Here is an 18,447-nt window from a genome sequence, read left to right as displayed (position 1 = left end):
CTGTATTTCCGTTTAATTCTTGATGATGCCGAGCTCTTTGCCGGCCTGTTCGAATGCCGCCAGTACCTTCTCCAGCTGCTCGCGGGTGTGGGCAGCGGAGAGCTGCACGCGCACGCGCGCCTGGCCCATCGGCACCACCGGGTAGAAGAAGCCCGACAGCAGCACGCCCAGCTCATACATTCGCGCCGCGAACTTCTGCGCCACCGGCGCATCGAACAGCATCACCGGCACTACCGGGTGGGTGCCCGGCTTGATGGTGAAGCCGATGCGCTCGATCTCCTTGCGGAAGTAAGCAGTGTTTTCATGCAGGCGGTCGCGCAGTTCGGTCGATTCTGACAGGCGCTTCAGCACTTCCAGCGAGGCGCCGGCAATCGAAGGCGCCAGGGTGTTCGAGAACAGGTAAGGACGGGACTTCTGGCGCAGCGTGTCGATCACTTCCTTGCGGCCGGAGGTGAAGCCGCCCATCGCTCCGCCCAGGGCCTTGCCCAGGGTGCCGGTAATGATGTCGATCTTGCCGACGACATTGTGGTGTTCGTGCGTGCCGCGGCCGGTCTTGCCCATGAAGCCGGAGGCGTGGCATTCGTCGATCATGACCAGAGCGCCGTATTTCCCGGCCAGTTCAACGATCTTGTCCAGCTGGGCGATGGTGCCGTCCATGGAGAACACGCCATCGGTCACGATGACCTTGTGGCGCTTGTCTGCAGCGGCCTTCAGCTGGGTTTCCAGGTCGGCCATGTCGTTGTGGGCGTAGCGGAAGCGCGCGGCCTTGCACAGTCGGATGCCGTCGATGATGGAAGCGTGGTTCAGGGCGTCCGAGATGATGGCGTCGTTCTCATCGAACAGCGGTTCGAACACGCCGCCGTTGGCGTCGAACGCTGCGGCGTACAGGATGGTGTCTTCGGTGCCGAGGAATTTCGAGATTGCCTGCTCCAGCTGCTTGTGAACGGTCTGGGTACCGCAGATGAAGCGCACCGAGGACAGGCCGTAGCCGTATTTCTCGGTCGCGGCGATGGAAGCCTGGGCCACCCACTCCTGGCCGGACAGGCCCAGGTAGTTATTGGCGCACATATTGATCAGGGTCCGGCCGTCTTCCGAGACTACCTCGGCGCCCTGGCGGGATGCGATCACGCGCTCGGGCTTGTACAGGCCATCCTGGCGCAGCTTTTCCAGGTTCTGTTGCAGTCCGCTGTAAAACGCATTGGTCGCTTGGCTCATGATCTTCCCTCTATATATGTATTGACCGGGTGGGAGCTAAAGTTTACTCTTGATCCACTGATCCTTCAGAAATCCACTATCTTGAACACGGATTCAATATAACGAATCCTACTTTACTATATTGAACTTTGCAAGCGTGAAACCGACTGTTGCCAACAATGCACCACCCGAAGTAGGGGCCGCCCTGCAGCGCCTGCGCCTGGCGCGCGGCCTGACCCTGGAAGACTTGTCCCGAATTGCCGGCGTTTCGAAGTCGATGCTGTCTCAGATCGAGCGCGAAAAGGCCAATCCGACCATTGCCATCACCTGGCGCCTGGCCAACGCGCTGGGCGTGGCCATCGGCGAATTACTGGCGGATGTAGAAAAAGAATATTGAAACAATAAGAATAATCGACGCGCACGAAACGCCGACGTTGCCCGGCGCCCATGCGGGTTACATCCTGCGCATCCTGGGGCCGATGGAGCTGGCCGGAAAATATGAGTGGTATGAGCTGACCCTGGCCCCCGGCGGCGAACTGGTGTCGCAACCGCATGATCCGGGGACGACCGAGCATCTGACGCTGCTGCACGGGTCCATGGAACTGGAGGTTGCGAACAGCAAGAAGAAGGTAAAGCTCGGCGCTACCGCGCGTTATCCGGCGGACCAGCATCATGCGATCCGCAATACGGGCAAGACCGAGGCCAAGGGCTTGCTGGTCGTTATCCACCGCTGAAACCCACGGCGTGAAGCTAGTGTCAGGCACATCGCGCCTGACACTTGGGTTACGCCTTGGGTTTAAATCGGCGCCCCGGGCGGGATGGCGGGCAAGGGGCGAAGCTTGACGCTGCGCGGATCCGCCAGATAAGCCGGCGATCTGTGCAGCCGCCTGCACACGGCTGTCCGCGCTAACGCCCTTCCCGGGATTCTTCCGCAGCCACGCAGCCAGCTCCCTCAGCTGTCCGCGCACCTCCGCCTCCACATTCGCATGCAGCCCGCCGCCATCCACCGCGCGCAGCAACGCATCCAGCACCACCCAGTTTGCCGCCAGCTGCACCGCTTCTCCGCCGGCCAGCGAGGACGGCACGCCATCGCGCTTCCACGTCCGGGCGAGAACCGCGCCGACCACTTCCTCCACGCCCGGCTGCGCAGCGTCGCGCGCATGCTGCCACGCCAGGCGGTTCAGGCGCGAAGTGTCGAACAGGAACTGCGCGCTCTGCGCCGCCCCAGCCTCGGCGGCTGACAGGGCATCGAACACGCTGTTCATGCGCGTCCCGAAATACTCCTTGTTACGCTCAAAGCCCTGGCCGGGTGGTGTCAGGACGTCCAGCACGGACGGCGGCAGCGCCAGGTACTCGGCCCGCAAGGTATCGGCCAGACGGCCGAGAGCCGCCCGTTGGGTGGCTGCAGGAACGGGGCGCACTCCACCCTGCGCCAGGCCGGCTTTCACGTCGCCGCTTGTGCTGTAATCGAAAGCACCGCCGCCGATCAGGCGCGCCAGCGCCTCGCCCTGGTAACGCTGCAGCAGATACACGGGTACGAGGCGAGCCTCGATCTCGCCGGACTGGCGGTCGTTCGGCAGCACATCCAGCGAGAACGCATCCAGCGCCTTGCGGCGGATGGCGCCCAGCTGGTCCCAGGTTTTCAGCGAATCGGGGCCGAAGTCCCACAGCAGGCCGTTCGGATGGGCCGAGCCGGCGGAACGCGCATCGGGATCACTCACATATTGCATGCCGGCGGCGCGGGCTTCCGCACGCAAGCCGGCCAGTGCGCCCTCCTCGTCCGCAAACTGGCCGTAGATGTATTTGACGATGTACTCGTCCCAGGCTCCGACACCGGTGCCGTAGGCATCCGCCAGGTCGATGCGCCCGTCGGCACCGAGCTTCAGTACAGGATGGGGATAGTCCATCACCGAACCGTTGCCATGCTGGCTGGCCGCGAAGTTGTGGGCGAAGCCCAGCGTGTGGCCCACTTCATGCGCGGCCAGCTGGCGCAGGCGGGCAAGCGCCATCTGTTCGGCGAGCTGCCTGCGGTCGGCGGGCGTGGACTTGCCATCAGGCGCCAGCAGGCTTTCCGCGATCAGGATGTCCTGCCGCACGCGCTGCGAGCCGAGGGTGACGGCGCCGCGGATGATCTGGCCGGTGCGCGGATCGGTGATGGCGTTACCGTAGGACCAGCCGCGCGTGGCGCGATGCACCCAGGTGATCACGTTGTAACGCACGTCCAGCGGGTCGGCGCCTTCGGGCATCAGTTCGACGCGGAAGGCGTCCTTGAAGCCGGCCTTTTCAAAGGCGGCGGCCCACCAGCGGGCGCCATCCATCAGCGCGGAACGCACTGGTTCCGGTGCGCCGCGGTCCAGGTAGTAGACGATGGGCTTCTTCACGGGGCTGAGCGCCGCCGCAGGGTCGGTCTTTTCGAGCTGGTGGCAGACTTGCCAGCGCACGTCCAGGCTGGCCGCGAGGGGCGCAGCGAAGTCGTAGTAGCCGGTGTCGAAACCGCCGGATGCGGGATGGTAGGCTCGCGGCTGGTATCCTGCCTCGGGCAGCCGCACCATACTGATGTGCTGGCGCAGCGTGAGACTGGCCGGGTCAGCGGCCACCTGTTTGACGAATTCACCCTCGCCCGGGCCGGCAAAGGTGAGCATCGCTTCCAGCTCGATATTTTCAGGGAAGGCTTTTGCTTCCTTTGGCAGCACGGCGCTGCGCTTCTCGTCGACTTTGTAGGCGCCCTGCTTCGCGTCCTGCAGGCGCTGGGTGACGCCATGCTGGTCGGCCAGCAGGAAGCTGGAGAAGTCCACGAGGTGCTTGCCCTGGTCTGACGCCAGGATGTCGCCCGACCAGAGAACGGCGCTCGGGAAGGATTGCGCAACCGCCTCGCGCTCGGCGGCGTCCTTCGAGTTGGCTGTGAAGCGGGTGTTGTCCTGCACCAGGAACAGGCGCTTGCCATGCTTCTGGAAGCGGACCAGTTTCAGGTCACCGGGCTGGCGCCGGTCCAGGCCAACATCATTGCTGCCCAGGGCGTATGGCAGGGAACTGAGGAGCAGGAAGGGCTGGTCGAGCTGGCTGACCGACAGCAGGACCCTGCCCTTTTCTTCGTCGCGCCAAAGGTCGACGAAGCCAGGAACAACTTGCAGGGCGCGCGTTTGCTCGGCGTAGGACGCCGGAGGTGCGTCGGCCGCATGGACGCCGGCGATTGGCGCGAACATGACGGCCAGCGCCATTGCCAGGCCGGCGCGACGCGCGGGAGGAAGCGCCGCTGCGCCGCCTGGCGCGCAGTGCGGGGCGGGACGGGAGGCGGCGCGCGGGGCCATTACTGCGCGCCTGCCGTACCGGAACCTGCGGCCGGGGCAGCCGCCGGGGCGGCGGTGGCGGTGCTGGCCGCGTCCATGCCCAGCGTGCGGTACAGGAAGCCCCACTTGTCGGCCACTTCCTCGATCTGCTTGGAAGTCGGCTTGCCCGCCCCGTGGCCCGCCTTGGTCTCGATGCGGATAAGGATCGGTGAAGCACCGGCCTGCGCAGCCTGCGCCGCCGCGGCAAACTTGAAGCTGTGCGCCGGCACCACGCGGTCATCGTGGTCAGCGGTCGTGACCATGGTCGCCGGATAGCAGCCGCCCGCCTTCAGGTTATGCAGCGGCGAATACTTGACCAGCGCCTGGAACTCGTCCGCGTTATCGGACGAACCGTAGTCCGAAGTCCACGCCCAGCCGATGGTGAACTTGTGGAAGCGCAGCATATCCATCACGCCCACCGCCGGCAGCGCCGCCGCAAACAGGTCCGGACGCTGCGTCATCGCCGCACCCACCAGCAGGCCGCCATTCGAGCCGCCACCGATCGACAGCTTCGAGGGCGAAGTCACCTTGTGCGACACCAGCCACTCGGCCGCACCGATAAAGTCGTCGAACACATTCTGCTTCTGCAGCTTGGTGCCGGCCTTGTGCCAGGCCTCGCCGTACTCGCCGCCGCCGCGCAGGTTGGCCATCACATACACGCCACCCATTTCAACCCACGCCAGGTTGGCGACGGAGAAGGCAGGCGTCAGCGAGATATTGAAGCCGCCGTAGCCATACAGGTAGGTCGGATTGCTGCCATCCAGCTTCATGCCCTTCTTCGACACGATGAACATCGGCACGCGCGTACCATCCTTGCTAGTGAAGAATTCCTGGCGGGTCTCATAAGCAGCCGGATCGAAGTCCACCTTCGGCTGGCGGAACACCGTGCTCTGGCCGGTCTTCATATCGTAGCGATAGATGGTCGTCGGTGTGGTGAAGCTTGTGTAGGAATAGAAGGTCTCGCTATCGCCACGCTTGCCCCCGAAGCCCCCCGCCGAGCCGATGCCCGGCAGCGACACTTCGCGCACCGGCTTGCCCTTCAGGTCGACGATCTTGACGGCGCTATGCGCATCGGTCAGGTAGTTCAGCACCAGCTGCCTGTTGACGATGCCCGCATTGGTCAGCGTCTGCGACGCCTCGGCCACAACTTCCTTCCAGTCGCCGATGGCTGGCTTGCGCACGTCGATCGCCACGATGCGCGACTTCGGCGCATTCTTGTCGGTGCGGAAGTAGAACACCGGACCATCGTTATCGATGAAATCATAATCCGCATCGAAGGCTTCCAGCAGACCGGCCACCTTCGCATCTTTCGCCTTCAGGTCCTTGTAGAAGATGCGGCGCTTGCGTTCCGTGCCCTGGGAGGAACTGATGACCAGGTAGCGGCCATCGTCGGTCACATTGGCCGAGAAGCCCCACTCCTTCTGGTCCGGGCGGTCGTAGACTAACACGTCAGCCGACTGCTCGGTGCCCAGCTTGTGGAAATAGACCTTCTGGAAGTAGTTAATGCCGGACAGCTTCGCCGCCTCGGTAGGTTCGTCATAGCGGCTGTAGTAGAAACCGGAACCGTCATGCGCCCAGGCGGTATTGGAGAACTTCACCCACTTGATATGGTCGGTACGGTCATTGCCCGTTTCGATATCGCGCACCTTGATCTCATTCCAGTCGGAGCCGGAAGCGGCGATGCTGTAGGCCAGGTGCCTGCCATCCGGGCTCACGGCCAGGCCGGCCAGCGCCACGGTGCCATCAGCAGCCAGCGTGTTCGGGTCCAGCAGCACGCGCGGCGTATCGCCCAGCGACTTCACGGTGTAGAGCACGGACTGGTTCTGCAGGCCGTCGTTGCGGCTGTAGAAATAGCGGCCACCTTCCTTGTACGGCACGCTGAAGCGCTCGAAGTTCCACAGCTTGGTCAGGCGCGACTTGATGGCTTCGCGCGCCGGGATCTGCGACAGGAAGCCCTGTGTTACCTTGTTCTGTTCCTCGACCCATGATTTGGTCTCGGCGCTGTTCGCGTCCTCCAGCCAGCGGTAAGGGTCCGCGACCATCGTACCGTGGTAGTTGTCCTGCTGGTCGACCTTTTTGGTCAGCGGGTAGTGGAAGCTGGAAGCGCCACCGGGGCAGCTTTGGGCGATGGCGTTGGTGCCGAATGCCGCGAGAAGGGAAAGAACGAGGGTAGCACGCTTGATCTGCATCGATTGTCCTTATAAGAGTAATGCGCAGCGTGCCTCGTGGGCCGCCGCGGTCGACGGATCATAGCGTGAAATATAACGAATTTGAAACTTTCCGCCGGGGCATGCGGCGCTTTTTATTCGGCGAAAGTGGCTGTTGCGTGCGTGGACGCGCGCCAGGTCTCGACCCAGCCCGCCAGCTGATCGGCGGCAATGGGGCGCGACATGAAATAGCCCTGCCCCTGGTCGCAGCCCAGGCGCGCCAGCATGTCCCAGGCCTCGCGACTTTCGACGCCTTCGGCCACCACGCGCAAGCCCATATTGTGGCCAAGGTCGATGGTGGAGCGCACGATCTTGGCGTCGCCCACGTCCTCCACCATATTCAGCACGAAGGACTTGTCGATCTTCAGTTCATCGACCGGCAGCCGCTTCAGGTAGGCCAACGAGGAGTAACCGGTGCCGAAATCGTCGATCGACAGGTCGCAACCCATGGCGTGCAGGCGCTCCAGCGTTTGCTGGGCGCGCACCGGATCGTCCATGATGGCCGACTCGGTGATCTCCAGGCAGAAGGAGCCCGGTGACACCTGGTGCCGTGCGAAGATGCCGGCAAACTTGAACGGCAGCTCCTGGTCCAGCAGGTCGCGCGTGGAAAGGTTTACGGAAATCTTGATGTGGATGCCGCGCATCGCCAGCTCGTGGCACAGCTCCGCCGACCGCTCCAGCACCCACTGCGTCAGCACGCGGATAAAGCCGGTCTGCTCGGCGAAGGGAATGAACTGGTCAGGGAAGACGTTGCCGCGTACCGGATGCACCCAGCGCACCAGCGCCTCGGCGCCGATCACATGGCCGTTGCCAAGGCCGATCTTCGGCTGCACCCAAAGACGGAATTCGTTGCGCTCCAGCGCGTGGCGCAGCTCCGTCAGCAGGGACAGGCTTTGCTCGCTGCCCTTGTCGATCTCCGAGCTGTAAACCACGGCGCCTTCGCTGCGCTGCTTGGCGTCGTACATTGCCACCTCGGCCATGCTGAGCAGCGCCTCGCCATCCTGTCCGTGCTCGGGAAAGCCGGCGATGCCGATGCCGGCGCCGATATCGACCGTCTGCTCGTCCAGCGACAACGGTGTTTCCAGCGCCCGCAGGATTTCCGCCGCAATCACGATCGCATGATCCAGGTCCGCGCCCGGCAGCAACACGGCGAATTCATCCCCGCCGAGGCGCGCCACCTGCGCAGCCGTATGCCGGCGGTTCGCCAGCTGGTGCAGCAGACGGCCGGCGACCTGCTTGAGCAGTGCATCGCCAAAGCTGTGGCCCATCACGTCGTTCACGTGCTTGAAGCGGTCCAGGTCCATCATCAGGACATATATCGACTCGCCGCGCTTGCGCGCCAGCTCGATGGAATCATTCAAGAGCAGCAGGAACTGGGCGCGGTTCGGCAAATTCGTCAGCGGGTCCCAGTACGCAAGACGGCGGATTTCTTGTTCGCGCTTGGCGATACCGTCGCGCATGGTATTGAAGGCGACGGCCAGCGCACCGATTTCATCTTCGCCCCGCACATCGGCCTGGGCCTTGTAATCGCCCTGTTCCAGGCGCTTGGCGGTGCCGGCCAGTTCGGTCAGCGGTTGCGCGATGCGCTTGGCCGTCAGCACGCTGGCGACAGCGGAAACCAGCAGGCCTGCAACGGTCAGGAGCACCAGCCAGCGCTCCAGGCGTGCATATTCAGCGGTGGCTTCGTCGATCGAACGGCCCAGCACCACGACGGCGCGCTGGCCATCGTCCTCGCCGATGCGCATCATACGCACGCTGTAGCGGTCCCCGCCCAGGTTGAGGTCAAACACTTCGCCGCTTGCGCCGTCCATCTGGCTGGTCATGCTGGCCACTGCCGATGCCGGAAGGGTGGACGCCACGGGCAACCAGCCGCCCTTGGCGTTCTCAGTCAGGATCGTGGTCTGCAGCGACGTTATTTCGTGCATTTCGCGCGCCAGGCGCTCGTCGATGGGGAATGCCATCACCACCCAGCCGATCGTGATCGGCGCTTTCACCGGCATCACGACAACCTGGTACGGGCGGCGGTCCACGATGGCGATGCCAATCGCGCCGTCCGCCTGCTCCGCCTGATCCAGCATGCCGAACACCATCTTCTCGAGACCGGCCGACTGCTCATTGTTGGTGGACGCCGTGACCTTGCGTTCGGCATTGATCAGCATCGACAGCGAAGCCTTGATGCGGCGGCCATGGTTGGCCAGCACGGACTCGATCGTGGCGCGGTCGTCTTCATCGGTGCTTCCCACCGCGGAAAGGAAACCTGCATCGCGCGTCAGCAGGCGAGCGCCGGAGCGCAGATTCTGGGCATTCTGGTCCAGCAGGCGCGAAAACACCTTGGCCCCGTTAACCAGTTCGGCGCTGATCGAATTGCGGGCATTGGTATTGATCCCGCGCTGAATCACCAGCAAGCCGACCACCTGCACCACGACCAGCAGGACGAGGAACAGGGTAACGATCCGGCTTTCAAGGCTGCGAAAACGCATAGGCTTTCTTAGTAAGTCGAAAAGGAATCCGCGTCGCGCACTACAGCTTTCAACGTCATCTTGAAGCTGGCGTTGGCCGGCGCATCGGCTTTCACGGCCAGCGCCTGCTCCAGGGGCTGGCCGCCGGTGATGTCAGGATGCCACGCTTTCAGCACATATTTGCCGGCCGGCGCATCCACCGAGGCTGCGCCGTGGGCATCGGTCTTGGCAAAATATGGCGTTTCCACAACACGCACATAAGCGATCATCTTGTCATGGATGTTGCAACCCAGGACCACGGTCCCGGCCTTTTCGAATACCTGCGGCTCCGCGGTGGTGCCGCTGTACAGTTTCTGGTCGAACTTGTGCGCCGGGGAGAAGGAATAAATGTGGTGACGGACCTTGTCGTTATTCGGGAAGAAGATCTTGCTGCCGGCCTGGACGACTGTCACCAATGGGATGAACTTCATGCCCTGCTGGACGATTTCTCCGGGCTTGCGGGTGGCGGGCAGGCTCTGGCCGGACTCGGCTTCCGCATAAACCACGGCGTCCGGCACAGGCTTGCCGGCCGCATCAGTCACCTGCACCGTGACGGCGGCGCCGGCAGCGCTGGCGGCCAATAAAGTTGCCGCAAAGACAAAATGTAAAATTGGCATGCTAGACATTAGCGTTTCTGTCAGGTAAATGAAACCCTATTGTAGCGCCGCTTGCATAGGGGGCAACAAGAAATTCTCTTGCCAAATTTCATCATATTGTCACATTAGGAAATTAACATTCCGCGCATGAGCCCTCCTTCCGCCCTCCTGCCGTCTAACGTGAGCTACCTGCGTCCCACTCCGGATGAGCAGCTGGGCCAGCATTTGCTGGACATTATCGCGCGCCGCCAGCTGACCGCCCTCTTCCAGCCCATCGTGGACATGAAGTCCGGCGACATCATCGCTTACGAAGGCCTGATCCGAGGTCCCTCCGACAGTCCGCTACACTCGCCGATGAACCTGTTCAAGGCGGCCCGCGCCAACAACCTGGCGCGCGAAGTGGAATATCTGTGCCGCCGCGTTGTGCTGGAGCGGTTCGCTGAGCTGCAACTGCCGGGCAAGCTGTTCCTGAACGTAAGCCCGGAAAGCCTGGTGCTGTCCAAGGATGGCAGCGGCGGCGAAACCCTGGGCTACATCCAGCAGATCGGCATCAATCCGGCCAATGTGATCATCGAGCTGACGGAAAACCAGCCGACCTACGATTATGAGCTGATGCGCGAGGCGGTGCTCCACTACCGCAATATGGGCTTTCAGATCGCCATCGACGACCTGGGCGAAGGCTTTTCCAGCCTGCGCCTGTGGTCCGAGCTGCGCCCGGAATACGTGAAGGTGGACATGCACTTCATCCAGGGCATCAATGCCGATCCGGTGAAGCTGCAATTCGTGCGCTCGATCCAGGAGATCGCGGACAAGTCCAATACCCTGGTCATCGCCGAGGGCATCGAAAAGCAGGCCGAGTTGCTGGTCCTGCGCGACCTCGGCGTCGCTTACGCTCAGGGCTACCACCTGGGACGGCCCCACGCCCAACCGGCCAAGGCTGCGCCGGCTGAAGTGGTGAAGGCGCTGTCGCGCAATGGAGTGGCAGTGTACCCCCAGCGTACCGCCAAGAACTCGGTCAGCATCCAGAAGCTGCTGCATGAGGTGGCCGCCGTCCCGCCCAGCATGAACAATAATGAGGTCTACGAGATCTTCCTGGCCGACCCGAAGCTGCTGATCATCCCGGTCGTGGACCAGGATAAGCCCCTTGGCCTGATCTCGCGCTTCGACATGATCGAGCACTTCGCCCGCCCCTATGAGCGCGAGCTGTATGGCAAGAAGCCCTGCACCCGCTTCATGGACAGCAAGCCCCTGATCGCGGACAAGGATACCAGCCTGCAGGACCTTTCCTGCCGCATGGCCGAATCGGACGCACACCACCTGTTCAACGGCTTCATCATCACCGACGAGGGCCGCTATATCGGCATGGGCACCGGCCACGACCTGATGCGCGAAATCACGCAGATGCAGATCAACGCCGCGCGCTACGCCAATCCCCTGACCCAGCTGCCGGGCAATGTGCCGATCAATGAGCACATCGACCGTCTGCTGGAAAGCGGCACGCGTTTCTGGGTCTGCTATGTGGACCTGGATAACTTCAAGCCCTTCAACGATGTCTACGGCTACCGCCGCGGCGACGATGTGATCCAGCTGACGGGCCGCATCCTGAGCCGCCACACGGACCCGAACCGCGATTTCGTCGGCCATATCGGGGGCGACGATTTCATGCTGCTGTTCCAGAGCGAGGATTGGGAAGAGCGCTGCCGCACCGTTTTGGAGGAATTCGGCTCTGCCATCAGCGATTTCTACAGCATCGAAGACCGAGAGCGCGGCGGCTATATCAGCGAGGACCGCCAGGGCAAGAAGGTTTTCTATTCCCTGATCAGCCTTTCGCTGGGCGCGATCAAGGTCGAACCACACCAGTTCTACTCGCACCACCAGATCGCCACCTGCGCGGCGGAAGCGAAGAAGCAGGCCAAGAAAATCCACGGCAACAGCCTGTTCCTAGACCGCCGTCGCGAACCTTTCGTGCCGCGCTAACGGCTGGCGCCGCGTCCGCCCATCGATTCCTGCAGCCGGCCCGTCTCCACCCAGCCTGTCGATTCGCGGCCGGTCTTCGGGTGCACGTAGACCACTTCAGTATAAGTGCCATATTCGAAGTGCGCTTCCAGCGCATCGCCGGGGACGACGAAGAGGTCGCGCTGGCGGCAGGCGCCGTCCGGCGCGGTATGGAAGTACAGGCGGCCCTCGCCGCCGACACGGCGGCTCGCCTGCCACTGCGGCACCTTCACCTGCTCCGCGCGGCTGGCAACGAGCAGCGCGCCGCAATTGACCGGCGCGGCCGACGCGAAGGCCGGCAGCGCGGCCAGCAATAAAAGTAGACGAAATAGCATCCCGCTATGCTGCCACGGAACGTGCCGGCTGACAACGCCCCAGCACTCCCTACTCGAGCGCGACGACCACTGTTTCGCCCGGCCCCACCGGGATCGCGCTGGCGCTGGCCGGCACGACGGCACCGGAAACCAGTTCTCGCGCGGCGGCCTTGCGCTTCGGCAGCGCCAGGCTGAATTGCCTGTCGCGGGAGCTGTTCATCGCAATCAGATAAGGGCCGTAGCGCAGCTGGTAGTAATCGGCGCGGCCAGCAAAGGCGTTATCCTCGCCCGGCACATATTTGACGCCCTCCGGCAGCTTCGCCACGGGCTGGCGCTCGCCGGCCGTCCACACGTCGCCGTCGCCGGGGTAACGGATGCTGAAGCGGTGGCCATTCACATGCGGATTGTTCGGGCGAGCGTAGAACAGGCCACTGGGCTCGAACTCCTCCCTGTCCAGCGCCACGGTCGCCGTGCGGTCGGTCGTAGGCGTCACATAATGCACGCGCGCCAGGCCCGAGATGCCGTAGTTCGCGCGCCAGTACAGCGAGGCATACAGGATCTCATTGCCGCGCCGGAGCGCCACGACGCCGTTTTCGGCATCGGCAAACGCGAAATCCGGCTGCCCGTCGCTCATTGGCAGCTTGAACGGCTGCTGCGCCATGCCCTGGAGGGCGTCGTACTCGCCAACGACGTCAATCAGGCCAATGGTTGCGCGCAAGCTGCCGGCTTCCAGCATATGTTCAACGCTGCCGAAGAACTGGTTGTCGGCAATCATTTGCTGGGCATAGCCAACCAGCTTCGGATCTGCAGTCGCCACTGCGACTTGCAGCGGAGAGGCATCCCAGGATGCGCGCTGCGCATACATGATGTCGCTCGGATAGTACAAGTCACGCCAGCCGATCGCCGCTTCCAGCCGCATGGCGCGCTTGCCTTCATGGTCCCAGTGCGGGTAGCGGAAATAACTGCGGGCCTGCGCAATGGTCACCAGCTGGTCGCGTACCTTGCGGTCGCCCGGCTGACCGGATGCGGGACGGGTGGCTTCGTAAATCTCGGCAGCCCAGTCCAGCACCTCGCCATAGCCGCCCACATAACCCAGCTCCTTCGTCAGGCCGTTCTTCGTGGTCTGGAAATAGTTCTTCGGCACGGAGAACTTCGCGTCCGCTTCGGCTGCAGCATAAGTCGGCTGGCCCTGTGCGTTGAAACTGCCGGCCCAGGGTTCAAGGCCCAGCGACTGATAGAACAGCGGCAGCAATTTTTCGCGCGGCTCCGCCAGTTGACTGCCGATCGCGATCAGGCCTTCGTTGTTGTACCAGATGCCATACAGGTCCTTGATCATGGACTGGTTGGTGTAGAGACGGCGGTGCTGCTTGTTCCATTCGCGGCTGTCGGCAAAAATCTGCTCCAGGGCTTTGCGACGGCTCGTCGCGGCATCGCCGCCCGGCGCCAGCACGTCCAGGTCCGCGTTAAGCGCGCCCTGGGTGCGCTTGAGCGCCTGCCCGATCAGGCCCAGGCCAAACCAGCCCTCGTTAGGCGTGTTCTTGTCGTAGTAGGCGATGCGCGGATCGCTTTTATACTTGCTCCACATTTCGTCGATGCCGGCCGCGATCAGATCCAGGCTGCGGCGCTCACGGTAGCCGCGGCTCCAGGGTGTTTCATAGGTCTTGGCGAGAAAGGCGATTTCCAGCTGGTTCGGCGGCGCCTTGCGCGCCCACATTGCCGCCAACTGCCTGTCGACGCGCTCCTTTACCTTATCCAGCACGGGGGCTCCGTCCCCCTGCTTCACCGGCGACGCCGGCGCGCGGCCCTCCACCGCGTCCAGCGGGACCATCTTATCGCCGTGGACAATCAGCGCGTAAAAGCCGCGCGTGGCCTCGGTCATCGGTTTCTGGAAGGTCGCGAAGTCGCCGCCATAGCGCCAGACCGGGCCGCTGCTCTGCAAGCAGCACTGGATCTCACGCTTGCCGTCTGTCAGCTGGCGCGGCAGCGGATGCGTCACGTAATGGAAGCGGCCGGGTGCAACGGGATACTTCGTGCCCTGATCCAGGATGTCGATATCGCTCAACTGGCGATAACCCAGCTGCTTGCCGTCGCAGAAAAGCGTGGCCTGGTTGCCGCTAACGTCTTCACCGGAAAAGCGTGCGCTCAGATAATTGCGGGCCTTGCCGTTCACGCGCAGCCGGAAGGTCGCCGAACCGCCGCGCCAGTCGCCGCCCCCGTTCGGCAGGAATATCCGTGCCGGCTGGTCCAGCAATCCCTTTACCACGCTGCTGGCCTGCGCGTGCAAGCCATGCGCCATCTCCGAGGCGGAATCGCCAAAGCGCAGCAGGTCCGTGGTAGCGCCGGCGAACGCAGGCAAACAGGCCACCACGAGCAAGGCCGCAAACGCCACCCGTTGTTGCTGGATCATGCAAAGTCTCCAAATATTGTTATCGATAACGGAGGACTCTAAAGACACAGCCGGCGCAAGTCAAGAAACTTGTGGCCCGACCTGGACGGTGAAAGCTGGCGCTAATCCGCCGCCCACGGTCGATTCGCGCACTTCAAGGGTATACGGCATCAGGCGGTGCTGGATCGCCGGCGCCTCGCCGCTGCGGCGGCCCTTGATCAGCTCCACCAGCAATTCCACGGAGGCGCTGCCCATGTCGCCGATCGGCTGGTGAATCGTGGTCAGCTCGGGCCAGACGGTGCTGGCGACGGGAGTATCGTCAAAGCCGGCGATGGCAATATCGTCCGGCACGTGCAGGTGCAGGCCGTGGGCGACGGAGATCGCCGCCGCCGCCATATCGTCATTGCTGGCGAAGATGGCGGTCGGCCGGGTGGCCTGCGACAGCAGCTCGCGCGCCGCCAGCAGGCCGGAACGATAGGTGAACAGGCCCTGGGAGATGCGTTCTGCAGGGACGTTCAGGCCCGCCTCGTGCATCGTGTCCATGAATGCCTGATAACGAAGCTGGGCCGGGGTGTGCTCCGGGTCTCCCTTGATGAAGCCGATGTCGCTGTGACCCTGCTCAATCAGGTAGCGGGTCATCGTGCGCGCGCCGTCGTAGTCGTCGATGCGGACGGCGGACACTTGCGGCGACGGTTTCGCGGTCGCCACGGCGACGGCGGGCATGCCGATTTCCTTCAGGTGCTTCAGCGCTGAACGCGAGTCGCACAGCGGAGGCGGCACCAGCATGCCGTCCACGCCCTGGGAAATCAGGCGCTCGATCGCCTTGCGCTGGCTTTTCATATCGTCGCAGTGCTCCAGGAACAGCTGCGCCCCGCTGCGGTTGCACTGGCCCATGGCGCCAACGAGGAAGGCGCTCAGGAAGGCGGCGCTGGGGTTACTGTAAAGGAGCCCAACCCGCAACGTGCCGACCCGCGCCACGCGCGCGGCCACATTGACCTGGTAGCCCAGCTCCTCGACTGCCTGCATTACCTTTTCCCGCGTCTTCTCGCTGACGTGCGCACTGCCGTTGATTACACGCGACACCGTCATGCCGGAAACATTGGCCCTCTCCGCTACGTCATAGAGGGTGGCGGTGCCGTTGCTGCGCGTTTTATCGATTGCCATGGAGTCATCCCATTCATGTTATCGATAAATATTGTAACATCAAGCGCCCGGCAAGGGTGCCGGCGCACTTGCCGGCAGCCGGTACTCCCTCTTTCGCGCGGCTGCCGGCGCGCGCAGGCGGACTGCACCCGTGGCGCTGTATTGCCAGCCGGCCTGCGTGCGCCATAGCGCGGCGGAGCAGGCACGCTCCTCGCATTCGAGTCTGTACCCCTCGGCGCCGATCCGCTTGCCGTCGCCGAGGAAAGGGAGCTCCAGCCCCCGCGGCCCCACGCCGGCGATGCCGAAACGCCCGGACATGCTCTGGCTGCCCCGCGTAAGCGCGCGGGCCGGATCGGCGCTGGAGAACACGGTATGGCGGCGCTGCCCATCCAGCTGCACGTCCAGGCCGACCGCCTCGCCGCCGCCGCCGCCCGGCACAAATTCCGTGACCTGCTGCACGGCTTCCTGCTCGCCTTTGCGGCTGGCCTCCATCACGACTGCGAAAGGCCGCGCCCATGCAGGCCCGTGCTGACGCACCACCAGTGTCGGCGAAGGCATCTGGGCCAGGTCTTTGGGCAGCATGCCCGCCGCCCAGGCTGTCGATGGCGGCGCCTTGACGCTGTAGAACTGGCGCTCCTTGCCGCCCTGCAGCCAAAGCCGCATCGACAGTTCGTCGTTAGGCAGCTTCAGGTCGAACCTCGCCTGCAGCGGCCCATAGGCCTTGAGCTCCTGCTTGTCGTACCAGTATTCGTAGCCGGTCAGGTCGCCACCGGCGAAACTCAGGTCGGTGGTGGGCGCGGCCGGCAGCGCGGCGCCGCCGGCGCTGAGCTGCATGGTCTGCGCCAGCCCGTGGTACAGATAGTCGTGATAACGGTCGCCGCCCTCACGCCGCCGCGAACGGAACACATCGACCACATAGGCATGTTTGTCGTCGATGCGCACGGTGGCCAGCAGCCGGCGCTGGTCTGACTGCGTGGCTGGCTCGATAAAGGACGCCTCGCCAAAGGTGATGCCCGGATAGGCCGACGCCAGCGCAGCGCCGGGCGCGGGATAGGTAGCCAGCAGCTTGAAGGGCTGCGCGATCTTCATGGCGGGATAGGCTGAATTGCCGTCCACGACAACGGTGTTATGGGCGGGGAACTGCGAGTAGTAATCCGCGTAGTCGGCCTGGAAATAGCCCGATCCGCGCCCGCTCTCCGGCGCCAGGCTCCAGCCCTTGGCAAAGATCTCCATCGCCAGGCCGTTGGCGTGGGCGTGGTTGCCGTTCGACCCGACCAGGGACACGGCCAGCGCCTCATTCGCGGCGTCCCTGGCTGCGTAGCCGTTGCGCTGGATCAGCCAGCTCGTATTGGCGGAATAGTAGGTCGGCGTCTGGTAGGCGCTGACAGGTGCAGCGGCCGCCGGCGCGCCTTCGCGTCCGGCGCCAGCGACGAGCGCATGCACGGGACGCAGCCGGTCGCCAGTGCCATCCGCGCCATCGCGCAGCGCCGCCAGCAGCCTGCGATACTCGCCCGCCTGCGGCAGGTTTTGACGCTCGGCGTGGTCCAGCAGGCGGTCCAGGCCCTGGACGCGCGGCAGTTCGTAACGGGTATCGCCAAAACCCACAGTGCGGCCGTTCGGCAGCAGATATTGCGGCAGCGCCTTTGCCGCCCGCGACAAGGCCGGCAACTTGGCGAAATAATCGATGCCGAACACGCGCTCCAGCATCTCGAGACACTCGGTGAAATCGCCGAACACATTCATCGAATAGCCCGGCGACTCATTCCACATGCCACTGGCCGGATCGTAGCCGAAGTCCATCAGCCGCTGCAGCGACCAGTGGCGCGGGCCGTGTCCGTTCAGCACGGTGTTCACATAGTACTGGCGGCCCTTGCCGTCCGAATAAGCAGCATCATCGCCCAGCACCGATGCGGCCTGCAAGACAAAACGGGCCTTGATCAGGTTCCAGTTATTCCAGGGCACGCCATTCAGCAGCAGCACGTCGGCCCATTTTCTTAACGCGCCGTCGAACAGTTGACGCTTTGCCGGGTCGCGCCGGGCCACGTAGCGCTGCAGGAACGAGTAGGTTTCCGTCAGCGGTCCAAGGATGTCTTCGTGGATCACTTCAAACGATTGCAGCCCAACGATGTTCTGGTCGTGGCCATGGCGCAGGTCGGATGGCAGTTCACGGTAGAACATGCCCGAGAGGTAGGTATCGAGGATGTCGTAGGCGAAGCGGCCCGCCGCCTCGTCATCCTGATACCAGTAGAGGAAAGCCGCGTCGCGCGCCAGTTCGGCAATGCGCATATTGATGGACTCGATGATGCGTCCGCTCTTCGACTGCTCCACCCATTCCCAGGGCTGGCCGCCATCGCGCCGCTGCAGCCAGAGCTTGTCGTTCTCGCCCATATAGGGCTTCACGTCTTCCAGGCGCGGCGTGAGATAGGCGGAAACAGCGTCGCGCGCGCCGGTGAAGCGCACGGTCGGCACAGGCGCCCTGCCCTCGGCATGGTCATACACACTGTTTTTGACGAACACCTGCGTGTGATGGCCCTGCCAGTACATTTGCAGGCGGGAGATGATCCAGGCCGGGTCTTCGCGGTGACGCACGACGTAAGGCCGCACGCCCTTCTCCAGCGCCGCCAGTTGCACGGCCGCCTGTGGATCGGCGGCGACCCGCTCCCTCACTGCCGAAACCGGCGGCAACGGCGAGCCGGCCACCGCACCGGGCGGCGCCTGCTCCGCGTGCGCCCCAAAGGCCAGGCTGACGACTGCCGCGCACACGGCAGTCCGCATGAATTTGCGCGTC

Annotated in this window: 9 protein-coding genes and 2 pseudogenes; 2 read left to right on the top strand and 9 right to left on the bottom strand. The window is 63.8% G+C overall.

Translation table 11 applies throughout. The annotated features are described in order from the left end of the window. Positions 1-12: 12 nt before the first annotated feature. Positions 13-1,215 carry a glycine C-acetyltransferase gene (locus tag ACHMW6_RS15970; RefSeq protein ID WP_395408053.1) on the bottom strand — a complete coding sequence of 401 codons (1,203 nt, stop codon included), beginning with the start codon at positions 1,213-1,215 and terminating at the stop codon, positions 13-15. A 136-nt stretch (positions 1,216-1,351) separates the two neighbouring features. Here ACHMW6_RS15970 and ACHMW6_RS15965 point away from each other — a divergent pair. Continuing rightward, positions 1,352-1,928 (top strand): annotated as a pseudogene (locus tag ACHMW6_RS15965) (helix-turn-helix domain-containing protein). 417 nt (positions 1,929-2,345) lie between these two features. Here ACHMW6_RS15965 and ACHMW6_RS15960 read toward each other — a convergent pair. The 4 genes and pseudogenes from ACHMW6_RS15960 to ACHMW6_RS15945 all read right to left on the bottom strand — a co-directional run. Continuing rightward, a pseudogene (locus ACHMW6_RS15960) lies at positions 2,346-4,397 on the bottom strand (zinc-dependent metalloprotease); the annotation flags it as partial. 104 nt (positions 4,398-4,501) lie between these two features. Beyond that, on the bottom strand, positions 4,502-6,709 hold the full coding sequence (locus tag ACHMW6_RS15955) for a prolyl oligopeptidase family protein (protein ID WP_395408052.1): 2,208 nt from the start codon (positions 6,707-6,709) through the stop codon (positions 4,502-4,504). Positions 6,710-6,822: 113 nt separating this feature from the next. Continuing rightward, complete coding sequence (locus ACHMW6_RS15950) at positions 6,823-9,207, bottom strand: putative bifunctional diguanylate cyclase/phosphodiesterase (protein WP_395408051.1); 2,385 nt, start codon at positions 9,205-9,207, stop codon at positions 6,823-6,825. 8 nt (positions 9,208-9,215) lie between these two features. Next, positions 9,216-9,842 carry a methylamine utilization protein gene (locus ACHMW6_RS15945; protein WP_395408050.1) on the bottom strand — a complete coding sequence of 209 codons (627 nt, stop codon included), beginning with the start codon at positions 9,840-9,842 and terminating at the stop codon, positions 9,216-9,218. 126 nt (positions 9,843-9,968) lie between these two features. On the opposite strand from ACHMW6_RS15945, the gene ACHMW6_RS15940 reads away from it, so the two are divergent. Further along, the gene (locus tag ACHMW6_RS15940) at positions 9,969-11,798 is read left to right on the top strand and encodes a GGDEF domain-containing protein (RefSeq protein WP_395408049.1); all 1,830 of its coding nucleotides are present in this window, start codon (positions 9,969-9,971) and stop codon (positions 11,796-11,798) included. Here ACHMW6_RS15940 and ACHMW6_RS15935 read toward each other — a convergent pair. From ACHMW6_RS15935 to ACHMW6_RS15920, 4 genes are read right to left on the bottom strand one after another with little or no spacing between them, the layout of a single operon-like run. Next, positions 11,795-12,151: a hypothetical protein gene (locus ACHMW6_RS15935; RefSeq protein WP_395408048.1), complete on the bottom strand. Its 357-nt coding sequence runs from the start codon at positions 12,149-12,151 to the stop codon at positions 11,795-11,797. The genes ACHMW6_RS15940 and ACHMW6_RS15935 overlap by 4 nt on opposite strands. A gap of 49 nt (positions 12,152-12,200) precedes the next feature. Next, positions 12,201-14,537: a hypothetical protein gene (locus ACHMW6_RS15930; RefSeq protein WP_395408047.1), complete on the bottom strand. Its 2,337-nt coding sequence runs from the start codon at positions 14,535-14,537 to the stop codon at positions 12,201-12,203. 60 nt (positions 14,538-14,597) lie between these two features. Then, positions 14,598-15,680: a LacI family DNA-binding transcriptional regulator gene (locus ACHMW6_RS15925; protein ID WP_395408046.1), complete on the bottom strand. Its 1,083-nt coding sequence runs from the start codon at positions 15,678-15,680 to the stop codon at positions 14,598-14,600. A 39-nt stretch (positions 15,681-15,719) separates the two neighbouring features. Continuing rightward, entirely contained in the window at positions 15,720-18,434 is a 2,715-nt protein-coding gene (locus ACHMW6_RS15920; protein WP_395408045.1) for a heparinase II/III family protein, read from the bottom strand. Between the last annotated feature and the right edge of the window lie 13 nt (positions 18,435-18,447).

Origin of the sequence: Pseudoduganella sp. UC29_106 (assembly GCF_044055365.1) — a bacterium.
Taxonomy (GTDB): Bacteria; Pseudomonadota; Gammaproteobacteria; order Burkholderiales; family Burkholderiaceae_D; genus Rugamonas.
Note: the sequence above shows the minus strand (reverse complement) of the source record. Positions and strands in the feature narration are given on the sequence as shown.